This window comes from Gordonia sp. UBA7860 (assembly GCF_002500165.1).
Taxonomy (GTDB): domain Bacteria; phylum Actinomycetota; class Actinomycetes; order Mycobacteriales; family Mycobacteriaceae; genus Gordonia; species Gordonia sputi.
Genome location: NZ_DLSO01000182.1, coordinates 1 through 20,779 on the forward strand (window position 1 = coordinate 1; position 20,779 = coordinate 20,779).

Here is a 20,779-nt window from a genome sequence, read left to right on the forward strand (position 1 = left end):
GGCCGACGAGGTGCACCGTGGTGTCGGTGTTCATCCACGTCCACTCGTCCGGTCGCAGCGTCGTGCCGAGCCCGTTCGCCACGTCGAGAACGGTGAAGACGGACTCCAGATTCGACATTGTCTCGCCTTCTACCAGGTCGATCGACGGCTTGATCCATACCGCCGGTGTCTGACCGTGCAGACCCGGCGTCGCTGCGGTGTCGGTCGTGCCGATGAAACCGACGGTGCCCCAGTCGACGCCCAGGTCACTGTCACCCGTGACACCGCGAACCACGGGCAGCGTCTCCGGGGAGGGCAGTGGTTCGCGCGGTGCGCGTGTGATCGTGGTCGAATCCGTTGTGCGCATGCGCCACCCGACACTCTGCGCCGCCAGTCGGTACCTACCGTCGGGTTGCCTGACCTCCAGATCGGCTTCGATGAGCGCGATCTGTTGTCCGGGACGAACCACCCTGGCCCGCACCCGGTTGAGCCCCATACCGATGGGCCCGAGGATCTCGGTGGTCACCCGCGTGAACTCCTGTGTGGGATCCGGCGCACAGCGCAGAAGACTGCGCATCAACAGCCCCGCCGGGGGTCCTCCGTGCTGGATGTCTGAGGCCCACACACTCAGAGTGGCAGCGGTCGGAGAAAAGTACTCGAAATCGTCAGCATCGTCGTCGGAGTTCGGGATGTCGTCGACGCGCTCGTAGTAGCAACTCTCCACGACCCGACCCTAAATGACGTGAACCCCACGTACCCGACCAGGTCAGTGTCATCCGATCAGACGCTTTCACTACTGCGTTCAGACTAATTCTCGACGTGTGCACGGCGTCGATCTGGTCAAACGACCAGACTCAGCGCTGTTCGCGACAGTTACATCGACTATTGAGATCGCAATATTCGGTCACGGACGTCCCTGCTGCCAACCGCACGGCGGCACTGACTCACGAGGTTGCCTGTGTACCGACTCCGGAAATCGTTCGGCAGTGCTGCCGTCGGTTGCGCGCTCTGTGCGGGAACCGTTCTTCCCCTCGCCCTCTCGTCGACAACCGCGCACGCGGGCGTACCTTCCGTCGCGGCAACTCAGGACACCGTCAACGGCCTCGCCGCCGATGGCGTGTTTCGCCCGGCCGACCCCGACGACGGCACAGGTCCGGACTGGTTGAGTACGGCGATCGGAGCGCACAACGGCGATGTTCTGATCGTCGTCACCCCGGGTACCGACGACGGAACTCTTTATCCGCGGATCAGAGGCTTCCGTGCCGGCGACCGACCGACGTACATCATCGACTACCCCGAGGCGATCGGCCCGATCATCAGCGGACGCTCGGGCGCTTCACTGCCGATCTTCGCGCCGTCCTACGATGAGTCGCGCGACATTGCCGTCACGCAGAACCTCAAGGCCATGCATGCCTTCGCGACGCAACAGGGCGAGAATCCGACCGTCGTCTATACCGGCTTTTCGCAGGGTGCCGAAGCCCTCGGCAACGCGGCCGAACAGGCCGTCGCCAGCAACGCAGACGGGACGGCGATCGACGTCGACAAGTCCTACGTCCTGCTCATCTCGGATCCGCGCAGCCCCTGGGGGCTGAAAGCATGGGCTGCCGACCACCCGGCAGTGGCCGGGCTGATGGAGCTGGCGGGTGCCGAGTCCAACGGAGCGCGCGACCCGCAGGCGACAGGCGATCTACCGGTCACGTCGGTGATCGTGGTCGGTGATCCCGTCGCCAACTTCCAATGGGTCTGGAATCGACCGGTGAGTTCACTCCTCGTCGACGCTGCCGGTTTCCTCACGGTCCACACCGGACTCGGCGAACAGAACTACGGCAACCTCATCGACTACAGCCAGGAGCCGACAGTTCTGCACAGTGCGGACGGCAACACCACCTACCTCGTCTACACACCGAAGCACCATCCGTTGACAGCGCTTGCGGTACTGATCAACACTCGCCTGGGCATCCCGTTCGACGACGATGACGTCGCCCGCTGGGACAGCGTGAACAACGCCTTCTACCCGCTCCAGGCGCCGGGGGTGCAGAACGCGGCCGTCGACGTCGTCGACCCGACCGCCGCACGCACGGCACCGACGGACAAGCCCGGTTCGGTGTCGGGTGCCGCAGTCGCGAACACCCCAACGCCCGCTCCCGCCGCGTTGTCGACGAACACCGACGAGTCCGTAGGCGACCGACATCTCGCCGATGCCCAGCCGTCAACGAAGGGCCGCCACCGCGCGCCCGAGCGAGCTACCACGCCGCCGCCCGCAGCGTCGGCACCCGCTCTCGATTCGAACACCACCAACCCGTTGCCGCTGACCAAGCCGGCCGAAGACGCGAGCCCAACCGAGCAGCACTCACCAGCAGTACTCCCATCACCACCAGTGCCCCACTCACCGGCAGCCACCCACCCGTTAGCAGGGTCGCAGTCACCGACGGCTCCGCAGACGCAGTCGGACGGACCCCAATCAGGCGGACCCCGACACGCTGCGGATGCACAGCCCGACGCGCCCCGTGAAGGGGTATCTGGAGGCGGGGTCGCGGAACGCGGCAAGCATGCGATGACCGGACACGGTCGGCATGCGGCCGAAAATGCCGCTTAGGCAACAGGATTCGGACGAGATGGGCTGACCGGTCGCGCGATCAGGCGACAAATCCGGGCGGGGGACCGGGGTACTCCGGTATCTCGCCACCGAACTCAGGGCACCGAGACTTGTGTTCACACATCCGACACAGGGCGGACCGTCGAGGCCGGAAGTCGCCGGAGGCGACTGCTTCGCGGATCGCCTGCCAGATGGCCGAGAGGGTACGACCGAACCGTTCGAGCTCGTCGCGGTCGGGCGTGTAGCTGAGCACCTGGCCGTCGGAGAGATACATGAGCTGGAGCCGATGGGGCACCACACCCCGAATCCGTAGGATCGCCAGCGCATAGAACTTCATCTGGAACAGCGCTTTGGCCTCATACCCTTCACCGGGCGCGCGGCCGGTCTTGTAGTCGACGATTCGGATCTCGCCGGTCGGCGCGACGTCGATTCTGTCGATGAAGCCCCGCATCAGGACGTCGTCGCTTTCGATCTCCACGTGTTCTTCGACGGACTCGGGTGTGAACGCGGTGGGGTTTTCGAGGCGGTAGTAGTTACCGATCAGCTTGATCGCCTTCTCGACGAATTTGTCGTCGTCGCCGTCGAGGATCGCCCCCAGCGACGGGTCGGCTTCGCACATCGCCGCCCACGCGCCCTCGACGAGGAATTCGGCAGACTCGCGGGTACGGAGCTCTGCGGGCAGATCGAACAGATTCTCCAGCGCCGCGTGGACGACCGTGCCGCGTGTCTGCGCCTGCGTCGGCGTCTCCGGGAACCGGTCGATGGCGCGATAGCGGTAGAGCAACGGGCACTGTTTGAAATCGGCGGCCCTCGACGGTGACAGGGCAAGCGGCCGGCCGACGAGTCCCCGCCCATGTCCGAGCCCATGTCCCTGCCCGCTCGCTTCGGTACTCAACGCCGAGGAGGTCGCGGTGGCCTGGGCGGGCGAGGTCGCAGGGTGTCCGGCCGCGCCGTCGTTCTGGGCGATGGTGTCGGCGGAGGACCCGGGGTACGAAGTCATGCTCACATTTGGCAGGGTAGGTCGCGGCAGTGACATTGCTGCCGCCCGACATGCGCACCCTGACCTCGGATGTTTCTCATCGGTCACATGCGTCACATCAGTCTCGAGAGGAAACACACATGGCGTCGAGTGGCGCGTTCGTCGTGGGCGACAGGGTCCAGCTCACCGACGCCAAGGGCCGTAAGTTCACGGTCAATCTCGAAGAGGGCAAACAGTTCCACACCCACCGTGGCGCCATCTCGCACGACGATCTGATCGGATCTCCCGAGGGCAGCATCGTCTCCGCCACCAGCGGCACCGAGTACCTCGCTCTACGACCATTGCTCGTCGACTTCGTCCTGTCGATGCCGCGCGGTGCGCAGGTGATCTACCCCAAGGATTCCGCACAGATCGTCAGCGAGGGCGACATCTTCCCGGGTGCTCGTGTTCTCGAGGCGGGCGCCGGCTCCGGAGCCCTGACGTGCTCGCTCCTGCGGGCCGTCGGGTCCGAGGGCGAAGTCGTGTCGTACGAGATCCGCGAGGATCATGCCGACTACGCCCGTCGCAATGTCGAGACATTCTTCGGCGGGACGCCCGCCAACTGGTCGTTGACCGTCGCCGACCTCGTCGAGATCGATACCGATGAGCGATTCGATCGCGTCATCCTCGACATGCTCGCGCCGTGGGAAACCCTTGATGTCGTTCGAACGGTATTGAAACCAGGCGGGGTTTTGACCGTGTATGTGGCAACGGTCACGCAACTCTCGCGGGTCGTCGAAGCGCTTCGTGAACAAGAGTGCTGGACCGAGCCGCACGCGTGGGAATCGCTCGTCCGTGACTGGAGCGCTGTGGGTCTCGCGGTGCGCCCCGAGCACAAAATGCAAGGACACACGGCTTTTCTCATCACCGCACGGCGCCTGGCCGACGGCGTCACGACGCTGCGCCCGCAGCGTCGTCCGACAAAGGGATGAGCACAGCGCAGCAGGTATGAACAAAACGCGGTCCCCTCGGAGAAACACCGCGAATACGTTGCGAAGACTCACATTTAACACACCGTCAACACCGCGTATCGCGCGGTGCGCGGCGATATTTGCTGCCTCCCGGTAGCGTGGTGTTACGGCGCAACCCACTGGGGTCGTTGCCGGGGAGAGGAGTCAGCAATGACCGAATCTGATCGCCATGAAGCCTCCGGTGAGAATGTGGCAGACGAGACCGCGAGCAATTCCGCCGGGGAACAATTCACTCCTGCTTACACGCCCCCGTTGCGCGCAGAAGCCGGCCGTCCGTCCTTCGGACGTCAAGCAGACGCTTCGGACCTCCAGGAGCGGGTCGACAACCTGACGACACGCAATGCCAAGCTCCTCGAGACCCTCAAAGAAGCACGACAGCAACTCGTAGCCCTCCGCGAAGAGGTCGACCGCCTCGGACAGCCGCCGAGTGGATACGGCGTACTTCTCGAGATCTATCCCGACCAGACCGTCGATGTCTTCACGTCGGGCCGCAAGATGCGGCTGACCTGCTCGCCCAACATCGATCTCGACTCGTTGAGCAAGGGTCAGACGCTGCGCCTCAACGAGGCGCTGACCATTGTCGAGGCGTGCGAGTTCGATTCGGTCGGTGAGATCAGCACGTTGCGCGAGGTTCTCGGCGACGGTCAACGCGCACTGGTCGTCGGCCATGCCGACGAAGAGCGGGTCGTGTGGCTCGCCGAACCACTGCTCGGCGATGTCGACGGTGAGGACGGTAAGCGTCGCAAGCTGCGCCCCGGCGATTCGCTGCTGATCGACACCAAGGCCGGCTTCGCGTTCGAGCGAGTCCCCAAGGCCGAGGTCGAGGATCTCGTCCTCGAAGAGGTGCCGGACGTCGGTTACGAGGACATCGGTGGTCTCGGCAGGCAGATCGAGCAGATCCGCGACGCCGTCGAACTGCCGTTCCTGCACAAGGATCTGTTCCGCGATTACGCATTGCGTCCACCAAAGGGAGTGCTGCTCTACGGACCTCCCGGTTGCGGCAAGACGCTCATCGCCAAGGCGGTCGCCAACTCGCTTGCCAAGAAGATCGCAACTGCGCGCGGCGACGATGCCAAGGAAGCGAAGTCGTACTTCCTGAACATCAAGGGTCCCGAGCTGCTCAACAAGTTCGTCGGCGAGACCGAGCGCCACATCCGATTGATCTTCCAGCGTGCACGTGAGAAGGCGTCGGAGGGCACGCCCGTCATCGTCTTCTTCGACGAGATGGACTCGATCTTCCGTACCCGCGGCTCAGGCGTCTCGTCCGACGTCGAAACCACTGTCGTGCCACAGCTACTCAGCGAGATCGACGGTGTGGAGGGCCTCGAGAACGTCATCGTGATCGGCGCGTCCAACCGCGAGGACATGATCGACCCGGCAATCCTGCGGCCGGGACGTCTCGACGTGAAGATCAAGATCGAGCGACCCGACGCCGAGTCGGCGATCGACATCTTCTCGAAGTACCTCGTCGAGGAACTACCGGTACACGCCGACGATCTCAACGAGTTCGGCGGTGATCGCACCGCATGCGTCAACACGATGATCGAGAAGGTCGTCGAGCGGATGTATGCCGAGAGTGACGAGAACAGGTTCTTGGAGGTCACCTACGCCAACGGCGACAAGGAGATCATGTACTTCAAGGACTTCAACTCCGGCGCGATGATCCAGAACGTCGTCGACCGTGCGAAGAAGTACGCGATCAAGTCGCAGTTGGAGACCGGCGCCCCCGGTTTGCGGGTGCAGCACCTGTTCGATTCGATCCTCGACGAGTTCGCGGAGAACGAGGATCTGCCGAACACCACCAACCCCGACGACTGGGCGCGTATCTCGGGCAAGAAGGGCGAGCGGATCGTCTACATCCGCACGCTGGTCACCGGCAAGAGCTCCGGCGCAAGCCGTGCGATCGACACCGAGACCAACACCGGTCAGTACTTGTAGACCTTCGGTACTTGCAGACCTTCGGTACTTGTAGGCCTTCGGTACAGACAACTGCGGCCGACCCGTTATGGGTCGGCCGCAGTTGTGTCTGTTCCCGTTGCGTTTCGGGCTTACGACGGCATAGCGGGCGGTTCACCCGCCGACGCCGGGTAGCGCACCAAGCCCAGTTCGGCATCGTCGGTGAGCAGCGGATGCCGCGGCAGCACACGCGCGGTGTAACCGAGCACCCCCGATCGATACGGTGCGACCGCCGCGCGGAAGCGCGTTCGGCCGGAGGCATCTGTCCCGGGCACCGGTTCCATCGGCGAATGCACCGCGTCGTAGATGTCGCCGTCGTCGGTCACCCGACCGAGCACGGCTTGCACGGTCACCTCGTCGGGCGCGAGTTCGCCGAGCGAGACGTGCGCCGTCAGGTCGAGCTCGTCGTCGGGTGTCGTCGACTCGTCGATCCCGGCGATCGCCACCGACTTCCACGACGACGCGAGCGTCGAACGGTACGAGGCGAGCGAGGTGGCCAAGGCGTACCCGTCGGCGCACGCCTGCTGGTACGAAATCCCAGCGGGCACATAGAGTTCGAGGGTGTAGTCGCGGACCATGCGCGACGCGAGCACCTTGGGACCGAGCACCGCGAGAGTGTGGCGGACCATCTCCACCCAGCGCGTCGGCACGCCGTTCTCGCGTGCGTAGTACAGCGGCACGACGGTCTCCTCGAGCAGCGAGTACAAAGCCTCGGCCTCGAGGTCGTCGCGACGATTCTCGTCGTTCACACCTTCGGCCGACGGAATTGCCCAACCGTTTTCGCCGTCGGCCATCTCGTCCCACCACCCGTCGAGGATCGACAGGTTGAGTCCGCCGTTGAGCGCCGACTTCATCCCCGACGTTCCGCACGCCTCCATGGGACGTACCGGATTGTTGAGCCACACGTCGCAGCCTGCGTAGATGTGTCTCGCCATCGAGATGTCGTAATCGGGGAGGAAGACGATGCGGTCGCGCAGTTCGGGATCCTCGGTGAACTTCACGATCTGTTGGATGAGCGCCTTGCCGCCGTCGTCGGCCGGATGTGCCTTACCCGCGACGACGAGCTGCACCGGCCGTTCCGGATCGGTGAGGATCCGGCGCATCCGGTCTGGGTCACGCAGCATCAGCGTCAGTCGCTTGTAGGTGGCCGCCCGTCGCGCGAAGCCGATGGTCAACGAGTTGGGGTCGAAAAGATCTGCGGTCCAACCGAGTTCGGCGTCGGTGAAGTCGCGGTCGCGGCCACTTGCATAGGCGCGACGTCGGACCTCGTCGACTAGTCCAGCGCGCAATTCCGAGCGGATCGCCCAGAGGTCTGCGGCGGGCAAAGCCGCGTAGACCGCAGGTGCGGCGTCCTCGTTGCCCCCGCTGACGTCCTGCCATTTGCGCGCAACCCACGTCGGTCCGTGCACGCCGTTGGTGACCGCACCGATCGGCACCTCGTCGGCGTCGAACCCGGGCCACAGGTCGGAGAACATCTCGCGACTGACCGCGCCGTGCAGTTGCGACACCCCATTGGATCGCTGACCGAGGCGAAAACCCATGTGCGCCATGTTGAAGACACCCGGATTCGATTCGTCGCCGAGTTCGAGAACCGTGCTCGCCGACAGCCCCGGCAACAGATTCGACGTTCCGTCGGGTCCCGGATCGAGGTAGAAGCGCACGAGATCGTCGGGGAAGCGGTCGATTCCGGCGGGGACGGGGGTGTGCGTCGTGAAGATCGTCGACGCTCGGACCACGGACTCCGCGGAATCGAAGTCGAGCCCAGCGGAGTCGACGAGCTCGCGGACCCGCTCGACACCGAGGAACCCCGCATGGCCCTCGTTCATGTGAAAGACGGTGGGCTGTGCGCGTTCTGCGAGACGGACGTATTCACGCAACGCGCGCACCCCACCGACGCCGAGCAGGATCTCCTGCTTGATGCGGTGGTCCTGATCGCCGCCGTAGAGACGGTCGGTGATCCCGCGCAGTTCGTCGTCGTTGGCAGCGATGTCGGAATCGAGGAGCAGCAACGGGATTCGACCGACGGTGGCCACCCACACCTGTGCGTGCAGCGTGCGTCCGCCGGGCATCGAGATCTCGATGATCACAGGCTTCTCCGCAGCGTCGGTCAGCAACGCCAGCGGTAGCGCACCCGGATCGTTGACCGGGTACCGCTCGATCTGCCACCCGTCGTGCGAAAGACTCTGCCGGAAGTAGCCGCACCGATAGAAGAGCCCGACGCCGATCAACGGAAGACCGAGATCCGATGCCGCCTTGAGGTGGTCGCCCGCGAGGATGCCGAGACCGCCGGAGTAGATCGGGAGCACTTCGGAAATGCCGAATTCCATCGAGAAGTAGGCGATTCCATCGGGCATGGGGTCTCCCGACGTCGCGCGATCGCCGTACCACTGGGGTGACGTGCAGTACTCGTCGAGGTCTGCACGCAGCGCGGTGAGTCGCGCGAGGAACTCAGTGTCGGAGGACAACTCGGTGAGTCTCTCGGGCGACACCTCCGCGAGCAACCGCAGCGGATCACCGGTCGCTTCCCACCTGGCGGGGTCGATGGTGGCAAACAAATCCCGGGTCGGTGCATGCCAGACCCAGCGGAGATTGTGAGCGAGAACGGCGAGATCGGACAGGGGAGCGGGCAACGGAACCCGAACGGTGAACCGGCGGAATGCTTTCACGTGTAGAAGGTCCCACACGAGCGTCGCCGGTGCGACCGGTGCGAGGTGGTGGGTCCGACCTTTCATCCGACCGACATCTAGTCTCAATACCATGCAGCGAATCATCGGCACCGAGGTCGAGTACGGGATCTCCGCGCCAGGCGACCCGACCGCGAATCCGATCATGACGTCGACACAGGCGGTGCTCGCGTACGCCGCAGCAGCCGGGGTGCCGCGCGCCAAGCGCACGCGCTGGGACTATGAGGTCGAATCACCGCTGCGCGATGCCCGCGGATTCGATCTGGGGCGCGGGACCGGACCAGCACCCATCATCGACGCCGACGAGATCGGCGCCGCGAACATGATCCTCACCAACGGGGCGCGTCTCTACGTCGACCATGCACATCCCGAGTACTCGGCCCCCGAGGTCACCGATCCTCTCGATGCGGTGATCTGGGACAAGGCGGGCGAGCGGGTGATGGAGGCAGCAGCCCGCCACGTCGCGAGTGTGCCCGGCGCTCCGCGTCTGCAGTTGTACAAGAACAACATCGACGGAAAGGGTGCGTCCTACGGCACCCACGAGAACTACCTGATGAGTCGCGACACGCCATTCACCGCGGTCATCGGGGGCCTCACGACCTTCTTCGCCTCGCGTCAGGTCATCACCGGCGCGGGTCGCGTCGGCATCGGCCAGTCCGGCGACGAAGCCGGCTACCAGCTCTCTCAGCGCTCGGACTACATCGAGGTCGAAGTCGGACTCGAGACCACGCTCAAGCGCGGCATCATCAACACCCGCGACGAGCCGCACGCCGATCCCGAGCGCTACCGCAGACTCCACGTGATCATCGGCGACGCCAATCTTGCCGAGACCGCTACATACCTCAAGGTCGGCACGACGTCGCTGGTACTCGACCTCATCGAGGCCGGCGTCGACTTCTCCGACATCGAACTCGCGCGCCCGGTCTCGGCTGTACACGCGATCAGCCATGATCCGACGCTGCAGGCGACGGTGGCGCTGACCGACGGCCGCGAACTCACCGCGCTGGCACTCCAGCGTGAGTACCTCGAACGATGCATGAAGTTCCACGAGCGTGAAAACCCCGACGACGCGCGAGCGATGGACGTGCTGAGGACCTGGGCCGATGTGCTCGACCGGCTCGAGCGCGACCCGATGGAATGCGCCGACATCCTCGACTGGCCCGCGAAGCTGCGCATCCTGGAGGGTTTCCGACAGCGCGAGGGACTCGGCTGGTCGGCCCCGCGACTGCAGTTGATCGACCTCCAGTACTCCGACGTCCGACTCGACAAGGGCCTCTATAACCGTCTGGTGGCGCGCGGCTCGATGAAGCGACTCGTCGACGAAGCCGACGTGACGCGCGCGATCACCGAACCCCCGGAGAACACTCGCGCATACTTCCGTGGCGAATGCCTGCGCCGGTTCGGCGCCGACGTCGCCGCAGCGAGCTGGGACTCGGTCATCTTCGACCTCGGTGGCGATTCGCTGGTGCGGATTCCGACGCTGGAACCGCTGCGCGGAAGCAGGGCACACGTCGGCCAACTCCTCGACTCCGTGCACTCGGCGTCCGAGCTGGTCGATCAACTGACGACTTGACCCGTTGTCGACGGGGACGTGTTCAACCCTCTTTTCGCTTGAACCCCCGGTAGTGTGGATTCACGAGTTGGATGTGACTGCGCCGCACCGCGATGCAGGAGGAAGCGACGAGCGAGTGAAGCGAGCGATGTCGCTGACGACGAAGAGCGGTGACCAGAGGCGCAGTCACAGGCCGGGGCGGAGCCCCGGCAAAACCTAAGGAGTGCACATGGCGCAGGAACAGACCACTCGCGGCGGCGGCGGAGACGACGGCGAACTCGGCTCCGACGGCAGTGCGGGCCAGGAACGGCGTGAGAAGCTCGCCGAGGACACCGATGACCTCCTCGACGAGATCGATGACGTGCTCGAAGAGAACGCTGAAGACTTCGTGCGCGCGTACGTGCAGAAGGGTGGCCAGTGAGCGAGACGTTCGGTTCACTGTCCCCGTCCGGTCCCACCAGAAGTTCCCACCCCACATTCGGCGCCGACATCTCGTCGTTCACCGACTATCTGCGGGTCAACGCGCCCGACCAATTGCCACAGGCGAGAGCTGAACGCATGGGCACCTTCACCTCGACCACCGACACCTCCGAGATCCCGCACGGCACCACCATCGTTGCCGTGAGTTTTCCCGGCGGTGTGGTGCTCGCGGGCGATCGACGCGCCACGATGGGCAACATCATCGCGACTCGCGACGTGCAGAAGGTCTACGTCACCGACGAATACTCGGCGGCGGGGATCGCGGGCACGGCCGGTATCGCCATCGAAATGGTCCGACTGTTCACCGTCGAGCTCGAGCACTACGAGAAGATCGAGGGTGTTCCGCTGACCCTCGACGGCAAGGTCAGCAGGCTTGCCTCGATGGTGCGCGGCAACCTCGGCGCCGCGATGCAGGGGCTGGCCGCCATCCCGCTCCTCGTCGGCTACGACATCGACCACGACAGCCCGACCGAGCGGGGTCGCATCTTCTCCTTCGACGTCGCCGGTGACCGCCACGAGGAGTTCGGCGGCTACCAGGCCATCGGCTCCGGTTCGGTGTTCGCGAAGTCGTCGTTGAAGAAGCTCTACCGTCACGATCTCGACGCCGGCTCGGCGCTCGCTATCGCCGTCGAATCGCTGTACGACGCGGCCGACGACGATTCGGCGACAGGTGGTCCCGACATCGTCCGCAAGATCTTCCCGACCGCCGTCGTCGTGAGTGCCGAAGGCGCGCAAGAGGTTCCACCCGCCGACATCGAGGCGGCAGCCCGGGCGATCATCGAGCGCAGAGCTGCAGAGCATGAGGAGGCGCCGCGATGACCTTCCCGTATTACGCAAGTGCCGAGCAGATCATGCGCGATCGCTCGGATCTCGCGCGCAAGGGAATCGCCCGTGGGCGCAGCGTGGTCATCCTGACCTACGCCGACGGCGTGCTCTTCGTCGCGGAGAATCCTTCGAACACCCTGCGCAAGACGAGTGAGATCTACGATCGGATCGGCTTCGCCGCTGTCGGCAAATACAATGAGTTCGAGAGTCTGCGCAAAGCAGGTATCCAGCTCGCCGACATGCGTGGCTATTCGTACGATCGGGCCGACGTGTCGGCGCTCTCGTTGGCCAACACGTACGCAAACGCGTTGGGTTCTGTGTTCACCGAGCAGCCCAAGCCGTACGAAGTCGAGTTGTGCGTGGCCGAGGTCGCCCGTTTCGGAAAGCCCAAGCCCTCGCAGTTGTTCCGCATCAGCTACGACGGCTCGATCGCCGACGAGACGCGGTTCATCGTCATGGGCGGCGCCACCGACGCCATTTCGGCGGCGCTGAAGGACAGCTACGAGCCCGATCTGCAACTGGCAGATGCCCTGAAGATCGCGGTGGACGCGCTCTCGACTCCGACTGAGGCGTCGAACGGAACCCCAACTGCGCCACGCGAACTGAGCCCTGGCGATCTCGAGGTCGCGATCCTCGACCGCAATCGCCCCAGGCGCGCGTTCCGACGACTGACCGCCACGGCGGTGGCCGACCTGCTGCCCGCACCTGCCGCAGAGTCGAGCGAATCGACACCGTCCGACGGCAGCGGCGATGCGGCGGGCGACGCCCCGAGCGATTCGGGCGCGTCCTGATCGTGCAACCGGTCGACGCCGGATTCCGCGGGTAGGGTTGAAGAGTGCAACGTCGAATCATGGGCATCGAGACGGAATTCGGTGTCACCTGCACCTTCCACGGCCATCGCCGACTGAGTCCAGACGAGGTCGCGCGGTACCTCTTCCGACGGGTCGTGTCGTGGGGGCGCTCATCGAATGTGTTCCTGCAGAACGGCGCGCGACTCTACCTCGATGTGGGGTCGCACCCCGAGTACGCGACGGCCGAGTGCGACAGCCTCATCCAGCTGATCAACCACGATCGCGCCGGTGAGCTGGTACTCGAGGATCTCCTGGTCGACGCCGAACAGCGACTCGCCGATGAAGGTATCGGCGGCGACATCTACCTGTTCAAGAACAACACCGACTCGGCGGGCAACTCGTACGGATGCCACGAGAACTATCTCGTCGTCCGAGCGGGGGAGTTCTCCCGGATCTCCGACGTCCTGCTACCGTTTCTCGTCACCCGCCAGCTGATCTGTGGTGCGGGCAAGGTGCTCGCAACGCCAAAGGCCGCCACCTTCTGTCTCTCGCAGCGTGCCGAGCACATCTGGGAGGGCGTGTCGTCGGCGACGACGCGGTCGCGTCCGATCATCAATACGCGCGACGAGCCCCACGCCGACGCCGAGAAATACCGCAGACTCCACGTCATCGTCGGCGACTCCAACATGTCGGAGATGACCACTCTGCTCAAGGTCGGCTCCGCGGCACTCGTGCTGGAGATGATCGAGGCAGGGGTCGCTTTCCGCGACTTCGCTCTCGACAACCCGATCCGCGCGATTCGCGAGGTCAGCCACGACACGACGGGCACGCGCCCGGTCCGCCTCGCGGGTGGACGGCAGGCCACAGCACTGGAGATCCAGCGCGAGTACCACGCACGTGCCGTCGAGCATCTGGTCAATCGCGCGCCGGATCCAGAGATGGACATGGTGGTCGATCTGTGGGGACGGATGCTCGACGCCGTCGAGGCCGACGACTTCTCGAAGGTCGACACCGAGATCGACTGGGTCATCAAGCGCAAGCTGTTCCAGCGCTATCAGGACAAGTACTCGATGGAGTTGTCGGATCCGAAGATCGCGCAACTCGACCTGGCCTATCACGACATCAAACGCGGACGAGGTGTCTTCGACCTCCTCTCGCGCAAGGGTTTGGTCACGCGCGCGACGACGGACGAGGCGATCAAGACCGCTGTCAACGAGCCGCCCCAGACGACGAGGGCCAAGTTGCGCGGTGATTTCATCTCCGCGGCGCAGAAGGCCGGTCGCGATTTCACTGTCGACTGGGTCCACCTGAAGCTCAACGACCAAGCTCAGCGCACGGTGTTGTGCAAGGACCCGTTCCGCAGCGTCGACGAGCGCGTCGATCGCTTGATCGCATCCATGTAGCCGTAAGCTGCATGGCGTGGTTACGTCGAAAGTCGAGCGTCAGATCAACCTGGTGATCTGTCTGCTCTCGACCAAGCAATACGTCACCGCTGAGTACATCCACCGCAACGTGTCCGGCTACCACGACCAGGAGCGTTCCGACGAGGCGTTCAATCGGATGTTCGAGCGTGACAAGAACGATCTGCGCGATCTCGGGGTGCCGCTGGTCACCGGTCCTTCGCCGGAGAGCGGGATCGAGGGATATCGCATCGATCCAGACTCGTACTCACTGCCCGACATCACGCTCGATGAGCAGGAGGCTGCGGCCATCGCGATGGCCGCAGCGCTCTGGGACAACTCCGACGTCTCGACCATCTCGCAGACCGCCGTCCTCAAACTCCAGGCAGCGGGAATCGACGTCCGTGCCGACGACGAGATCGGTGTTGCGGCGGTATCGCAGCGTTCCCTCGGTGGTGAGCAGTCTCTCGCGCCAACGCTGGCAGCGATCGACGGTGGCCAGGCCATCACGTTCACCTACCGCGCGGGCGCGACGTCGTCGGGAGAGACGAGGACGCTCGAACCGTGGGGCGTGGTGACTCATCGGGGTCGGTGGTACGTCGTCGGCCACGACCGTGGTCGCGAGGCAACACGGACCTTCCGGCTGAGCAGGCTTTCTGATGTCACCGCCACCGGGTCGGCCGGGGTCGTACACCGTCCGGAGCACACCGACCTGCAGCAGATCGTCGCCGACGCAGTCGATTCCGCGACCGGTTCGGATGGTCGCGCGGCACGTGTCTGGGTGGCGAGCGGCCGGGCGGCAGGGCTTCGACGTCTGGCGACGTCGAGCACACCTGCTGTCTTCGACGGTGAGGACGGTGACGATCTCGTCATCGAGATCAGGTCACTGAGCACGCTGGCCCGCATGATCCTGGCCGTCGGCCCCGACGCGGTGGTTCGAGAACCGGCCGAACTACGTGACCTCGTGGTCGCGGGTCTCGACCGGATCGGCGGGGGGAACGCCTGATGTCGACCGCACAATCGCGGCGCTTGAGCCGACTTCTCGCGCTCGTCCCTTACTTTTCGACGCGCGGCGGCATCTCCATGGAGAAGGCCGCGAGTGACCTCGGGGTCACACCTGCACAACTCCGCAAAGATCTGGAGCAGCTCTTCGTCTGCGGACTGCCGGGTTATTACCCGGACGACCTCATCGAGCTCGAGTTCTCCGAAGGCTATGTCGATGTCGGGTTCACGGCGGGCATGGACCGCCCGCTGAGGTTGACCGGCGCCGAGGCCAGCGTGCTGCTGGTGGCCCTGCAAGCACTGGTCGATATGGCAGGTGTTCTCGACCAGCAGGCCGCGCGGCGAGCCATCGCCAAGATCGAACAAGCCGTCGGAAAATCACTTCCGGCGGTCGCGACGGTGTCGGTCGACGACGACGAGAAGAACCCGACCTACGCGACCGTGCGGCGTGCGGTGACCGAAGGCCGCGCACTCGACCTCACGTACTACTCGGCGACGCGCGATTCGGTCAGTCAGCGGGTCGTCGATCCGATACGCCTGCAGGGACTGAACTCCAACACCTACCTCGAAGCCTGGTGCAGAGGCAGCGAGGGCGTGCGCCTGTTCCGGTTCGACCGGATCGAGGCCGCACAGCTACGCGACGAGCCGTCGACTCCGCCCGCGTCCGTGGCGGGCACGCAGCAGTCCGTGCTTCTCGGCGACGACCCCGACCACCGCTCGGTCGAGATCGAGATCGATCCTGAGCAGGCTTGGGTTCTCGACTACTACCGGATCGATCCGCTCGACGACGTGGTCGTCGCCAAGGAGAGCGATGAGCCGATCAGGGGTCGACTCGCGTACGGCTCACCGGAGTGGTTGACGCGATTCCTCCTGGGGTTCGGCGGCACCGTGCGGGTCGTCGACGATCGAGATATCGACGACGCTGTGACCAATGCCGCACGCGCAGCGCGAGCGCGCTATCGCTGAGTGTCGCGGTAGGATCGTTGTGAAGACAAGCGGAAGGTAATCCTGATGGGTGCAATGTCGTGGTGGCACTGGCTGATCGTGCTGGTGGTCGTGCTACTGCTGTTCGGCTCAAAGAAGCTTCCCGACGCGGCGCGTGGCCTCGGTCAGTCGCTGCGGATCTTCAAGAGCGAGGTCCAGGAGATGCAGCGCGAGGGCGATTCGACCCCTCCCAAGACCACAGCATCCCCCGACGAAGCCACACCGCAGCGTGAACTCCCGTCCTCCGACGCGAGCACCACTGCGCAATCCGCCCCGGATCAGACCAAGAAGTCGGCGTAGCCGCGCACTGGGACACCTGAGTGCGGATTCCATTCGACCCGAGGTACCGCAAGCGCAAACTCAACCCCGACGGCACGATGCCGTTGGTGGAGCATCTGTTCGAGCTGCGTACCCGTCTGCTCATCTCGATGGCCGCGATCGTCGTCACGACGATCCTCGGCTTCGTCTGGTACTCCTACGGGATATTCGGACTCCCGACGCTCGGCGATCTGCTCCGTGAGCCCTACTGTTCGCTACCCGCGTCATCCCGCGCGACCCTGACCGCGGACGACTCCTGCCGCCTCCTGGCGACAGGGCCATTCGATCAGTTCATGCTGCGCCTCAAGGTCGCACTGACCGCGGGCGTCGTGCTCGCGTGCCCGGTGTGGCTCTACCAGATCTGGCAGTTCGTCACTCCCGGCCTGCTGGAGAAGGAACGCAAGTACGCGATCTCGTTCGTGACGGCAGCCGCGGTGCTCTTCGTGGCCGGCGCTGTGCTGGCTTACCTCGTCGTTGCGAAGGCCTTCCACTTCCTGCTGACCGTCGGCAACAACGTGCAGGTGACCGCGCTGGCGGGCGATCAGTACTTCGGGTTCATGATCCACCTGCTCATCATCTTCGGCGTGAGCTTCGAGCTGCCTCTGCTGATCGTCGCGTTGAACACTGTGGGTGTACTGCATTATCCGCGGCTCAAGGCCTGGCGTCGCGGATTGATCTTCGCCCTGTTCGTGTTCGCGGCCATCGTGACCCCTGGCCAGGATCCGTTCACCATGCTCGCCCTTGCGCTCGCCCTGACCGTGCTGCTCGAGGTGGCCATTCAGTTCTCGCGCTTCAACGACCGGCGCCGCGATCGGAACACACCCGACTGGGCGTCGATCCCAGACGACCAGGCGAGCCCTCTGCCCGATGTATCGCCGCGTCCGCGACCGTCGACGGTCGGAGCGCCCACGTCGGTGTCGTCGGGAATGGCCCCGCAGGGCCGCGCCTCCGTGCGCGACGCCTCGACCTTCGACGATGTTCTCTGACCCCGATGTCCGCCGAGACCGATGTCAACTGACCACGCGGAATTCGACCGCTTCGCGGCGAGCCTCTCCTTCGAGCTCGACGAGTTCCAACGTCTGGCCTGCCGCGCACTCGAGGACGGCCAGGGAGTGCTGGTGTGTGCGCCGACCGGTGCAGGAAAGACGATCGTCGGTGAGTTCGCGGTGCATCTGGCGTTGGCTGCCGGGACAAAGTGCTTCTACACGACCCCGATCAAGGCGCTGAGCAACCAGAAGTACGCCGATCTCGTCGCTGTTCACGGCAGACAGAATGTGGGGCTCCTCACCGGCGACAGCTCGATCAACTCCGACGCCCGGGTGGTGGTGATGACCACCGAGGTCGTCCGCAACATGATCTATGCGAATTCACCTGCACTACAGGGGCTCTCGCATGTGGTGATGGATGAGGTGCACTTCCTCGCCGATCGTTTTCGCGGCGCGGTCTGGGAGGAGGTCATTCTCGGACTCGATCCGTCGGTGCGGGTGGTGAGCTTGTCGGCGACGGTCAGTAATGCCGAAGAGTTCGGCGACTGGATTCAGACCGTACGGGGCGAGGTCACCGTCATCGTCGACGAACATCGACCGGTGCCTCTCCAGCAGCACATGCTCGTCGGCTCGCGCATGTTCGACCTGTTCGATTCTCACCGCGACGGTGGCAAACCCCAGGTCAACCCCGAACTCAAACGCTACATCCGACATCGGATGCTACTGGCCGACGAGCGCGACAGCGGTCGTGGGCACGATCGACGTTCCGGTCGTGGACGACCGCGGTCGACGCGCGGCAGGGGACCGGGCGCCCTCTCGCGTCCGCAACTCGTTGCTCGCCTCGATCGCGAGGGCCTGCTGCCCGCAATCGGCTTCATCTTCTCGCGCGTGGGGTGCGACGCCGCCTTGGCCCAATGTCTGCGGTCAGGACTGTCGTTGCTGACGCCCGAGGAGTCGAGTGCCGTCGACGAAGTCATCGACCGCCATCTCACCGAGATCGCCCCAGGAGATGCCGACGTACTCGGCGTCGACGAGTGGCGTGCGGGATTGCAGCGTGGGTTCGCCGCTCATCACGCCGGCCTCCTCCCGACGTTCCGTCACACGGTGGAGGAACTGTTCGTCCGCGGGCTCGTGCGGATGGTGTTCGCCACCGAAACCCTCGCGCTCGGTATCAACATGCCTGCTCGTTCGGTGGTTCTCGAACGCCTGGTGAAGTTCAACGGAGAGTCACACGTCGATCTGACACCCGGCGAGTTCACCCAACTCACCGGACGCGCCGGTCGTAGGGGCATCGACGTCGAGGGCCACGCCGTTGTCGTGTGGACGCCCGAGCTGGTTCCCGAACAGGTTGCGGGCCTGGCAGGGGCGCGCACGTTCCCGCTGCGCAGCTCATTCGCGCCCGAATACAACATGGCGGTCAACCTGATCGGCCGTCGCGGACTCGCGGGATCACGTGAGCTGCTGAACAGGTCGTTTGCGCAGTTCCAGGCCGACCGGTCCGTCGTCGGACAAGCCCGCAAGGTCGACGACATGTACCGCCGACTGCGCAAACTCGACGTCGAGCTCGCGGGAGCCGCCGACAAGCGCGGCATCGAACCCGGCACCATCACCGCACTCGACGACGAGGATCCGGCCGACAGCACGGCCGACGGATCCGACTCGTATCGAGGCTTCCTCGGTTACGTGACGCTGCGCGAGGAGATTCGCAGGCGGGAGCGTGATCTCAAGTTCCGCAGTCGTGTGGCGTCGCAGGAGTCGACGGTCGCCGACCTCGCCGGACTCAAACGCGGACATGTCATCGGTGTGTCATCGGGGCGCCACCGCGGACTCGCCGTGGTGCTCGAGGCCGCGAGTCAGCCCGCAGATCCCAAGCCGCTCGTTCTCAGCGAGGACGCCTGGTGCGGCCGCGTGGGTACACGGGATTTCGTGAATCCGCCCGAGGTTCTCGGTCATATGCGGCTACCCAAGAACCCCGACCGCAGGACCGGACGAGGTCGCCGCGACCTGGCGTCGGCACTGCGGTCGACCGGGATCGAGATGCCGCGGGGCCGCCAGAAGAAGCGGGCGCTGGCGGCAGACGATACAGAGCTGGCACGGATGCGCCATCAACTGCGCGCCCACCCCGCTCATCAGCTCGACAACGGCGACGACCTGTTCCGACTCGCCGAGCAACGAAACCGGCTCGTGCGGGACATCGTGTCGGCGGAACGCTCGATCAGCGAGCGCACATCAACACTCGGCGTGACCTTCGACAGGATCGTCGGCGTGCTCACCGAACTCGGCTACGTCGAAAACGAGCGTGGCGAGGTGGTGGTGACACCAACCGGTCAGCTCCTCAGCCGCATCTACAGCGAGAGCGATCTCCTCGTGACCGAGTGCATCCGCGCCGGAATCTGGGACAGGCTCGGACCGCCGCAACTTGCTGCGGTGATCGCCGCGATGGTGTTCGAGTCGCGTCGCGACAGCCATGCAGGCGCCGACGCGATGCCCGGAAACGTCGAGTTGCGGACCGCGATCGCCAAAACCCTCGAGATCTGGCGTCAGGTCACCGACGTCGAGCGGCGTCATGGGGTGTCGCCGACACGCGAGCCGGACACCGGTTTCTCTGTCGCGGTGTCGCTCTGGGCGTCGGGTCGATCATTGACCGAGTCGTTGGCCGCTGCTGGCGAACGCGGCACCCTGCTCTCGCCCGGCGACTTCGTTCGCTGGAACCGACAGGTCGTCGACCTCCTCGAACAGGTCCGACTCGGCGTCGGCGACGACGCTCCGCTCGCCCGTTCGGCGCGCGCGGCGGTCGGAGCGATCAGACGCGGTGTTGTCGCTGCCGAACTCGGTTGACGTAGTGGGTGCACGCGGCCGGGTTCACGTGATCGGGAGTCGTGTACCGCTTGACCGACGACCCCAGTTCGCTGGGGTAACCTTCACTTCGCATATCGGTCGGCGACGACGGCAGGGGAGAATGCGTCACGCCGCGATACCGTGACCGTTCGACATTGCACACCGGTGCGCCACTGCCGGGCCGATCGAGAGAGAGACGCATGAGCCATCCGTACGATCCCAACAACGCCGGTGACCAGTCCTCGACCGGTGACCAGCCGCGCGCGGACAGCCAGCAGGGGCAGAACTCCCAGCAACCGCCCGAATACGGACAGCCTCCCCAGTACGGCCAACCGCCGCAGCCGGGCCAGTACGGACAGCCGCCCCAGTATGGCCAGCCCCCGCAGCAGGGCCAGTACG

At 65.0% G+C, this 20,779-nt stretch carries 16 protein-coding genes and 1 pseudogene; 14 read left to right on the plus strand and 3 right to left on the minus strand.

Going from position 1 to position 20,779, the window contains the following annotated elements:
• Positions 1-703 (minus strand): acyl-CoA thioesterase domain-containing protein (locus B3T59_RS22235; RefSeq protein ID WP_287005167.1); only part of this gene is annotated, 703 nt, incomplete at its 3' end.
• A gap of 234 nt (positions 704-937) precedes the next feature.
• Here B3T59_RS22235 and B3T59_RS22240 point away from each other — a divergent pair.
• Positions 938-2,575: a hypothetical protein gene (locus B3T59_RS22240; protein WP_064863961.1), complete on the plus strand. Its 1,638-nt coding sequence runs from the start codon at positions 938-940 to the stop codon at positions 2,573-2,575.
• Between the two features lie 40 nt (positions 2,576-2,615).
• Here B3T59_RS22240 and B3T59_RS22245 read toward each other — a convergent pair whose 3' ends face one another.
• Positions 2,616-3,575 carry a RecB family exonuclease gene (locus B3T59_RS22245; protein WP_156529438.1) on the minus strand — a complete coding sequence of 320 codons (960 nt, stop codon included), beginning with the start codon at positions 3,573-3,575 and terminating at the stop codon, positions 2,616-2,618.
• Between the two features lie 119 nt (positions 3,576-3,694).
• Between B3T59_RS22245 and B3T59_RS22250 the strand changes: the two genes are divergently transcribed.
• Together B3T59_RS22250 and arc are read left to right on the plus strand one after the other, a co-directional pair.
• Positions 3,695-4,525 carry a tRNA (adenine-N1)-methyltransferase gene (locus B3T59_RS22250; protein WP_064863962.1) on the plus strand — a complete coding sequence of 277 codons (831 nt, stop codon included), beginning with the start codon at positions 3,695-3,697 and terminating at the stop codon, positions 4,523-4,525.
• Positions 4,526-4,714: 189 nt separating this feature from the next.
• Positions 4,715-6,502, plus strand: a complete 1,788-nt coding sequence (gene arc, locus B3T59_RS22255) for a proteasome ATPase (RefSeq protein WP_064863963.1) — start codon at positions 4,715-4,717, stop codon at positions 6,500-6,502.
• Between the two features lie 110 nt (positions 6,503-6,612).
• Here the strand turns inward: arc and glgP are convergent, their stop codons facing one another.
• Complete coding sequence (gene glgP, locus B3T59_RS22260) at positions 6,613-9,186, minus strand: alpha-glucan family phosphorylase (RefSeq protein ID WP_251723579.1); 2,574 nt, start codon at positions 9,184-9,186, stop codon at positions 6,613-6,615.
• 91 nt (positions 9,187-9,277) lie between these two features.
• On the opposite strand from glgP, the gene dop reads away from it, so the two are divergent.
• The 11 genes and pseudogenes from dop to B3T59_RS22315 all read left to right on the plus strand — a co-directional run.
• Positions 9,278-10,777, plus strand: coding sequence for a depupylase/deamidase Dop (gene dop, locus B3T59_RS22265; protein WP_251723539.1), 1,500 nt, complete (start codon positions 9,278-9,280; stop codon positions 10,775-10,777).
• A gap of 208 nt (positions 10,778-10,985) precedes the next feature.
• On the plus strand, positions 10,986-11,177 hold the full coding sequence (locus B3T59_RS22270) for a ubiquitin-like protein Pup (protein ID WP_005202935.1): 192 nt from the start codon (positions 10,986-10,988) through the stop codon (positions 11,175-11,177).
• Positions 11,174-12,055: a proteasome subunit beta gene (prcB, locus tag B3T59_RS22275; RefSeq protein WP_005202936.1), complete on the plus strand. Its 882-nt coding sequence runs from the start codon at positions 11,174-11,176 to the stop codon at positions 12,053-12,055. Before B3T59_RS22270 ends, prcB begins: the two co-directional genes overlap by 4 nt.
• Positions 12,052-12,852 carry a proteasome subunit alpha gene (prcA, locus tag B3T59_RS22280; protein ID WP_064863965.1) on the plus strand — a complete coding sequence of 267 codons (801 nt, stop codon included), beginning with the start codon at positions 12,052-12,054 and terminating at the stop codon, positions 12,850-12,852. The genes prcB and prcA overlap by 4 nt, the downstream gene beginning before the upstream one ends.
• Before the next feature lie 44 nt (positions 12,853-12,896).
• Positions 12,897-14,255, plus strand: coding sequence for a Pup--protein ligase (gene pafA / locus B3T59_RS22285; RefSeq protein WP_049697377.1), 1,359 nt, complete (start codon positions 12,897-12,899; stop codon positions 14,253-14,255).
• Between the two features lie 16 nt (positions 14,256-14,271).
• On the plus strand, positions 14,272-15,258 hold the full coding sequence (locus B3T59_RS22290; protein ID WP_287005168.1) for a helix-turn-helix transcriptional regulator: 987 nt from the start codon (positions 14,272-14,274) through the stop codon (positions 15,256-15,258).
• Entirely contained in the window at positions 15,258-16,220 is a 963-nt protein-coding gene (locus B3T59_RS22295; RefSeq protein ID WP_064863966.1) for a helix-turn-helix transcriptional regulator, read from the plus strand. Before B3T59_RS22290 ends, B3T59_RS22295 begins: the two co-directional genes overlap by 1 nt.
• A 45-nt stretch (positions 16,221-16,265) precedes the next feature.
• On the plus strand, positions 16,266-16,538 hold the full coding sequence (gene tatA / locus B3T59_RS22300) for a Sec-independent protein translocase subunit TatA (protein ID WP_064863967.1): 273 nt from the start codon (positions 16,266-16,268) through the stop codon (positions 16,536-16,538).
• Between the two features lie 20 nt (positions 16,539-16,558).
• A complete protein-coding gene (gene tatC, locus B3T59_RS22305) occupies positions 16,559-17,542 on the plus strand; it encodes a twin-arginine translocase subunit TatC (protein WP_005202947.1) in 984 nt (327 codons plus the stop codon).
• Positions 17,543-17,563: 21 nt separating this feature from the next.
• Complete coding sequence (locus B3T59_RS22310; RefSeq protein ID WP_287005169.1) at positions 17,564-20,380, plus strand: DEAD/DEAH box helicase; 2,817 nt, start codon at positions 17,564-17,566, stop codon at positions 20,378-20,380.
• Positions 20,381-20,580: 200 nt separating this feature from the next.
• A pseudogene (locus tag B3T59_RS22315) lies at positions 20,581-20,779 on the plus strand (DUF4333 domain-containing protein); the annotation flags it as partial.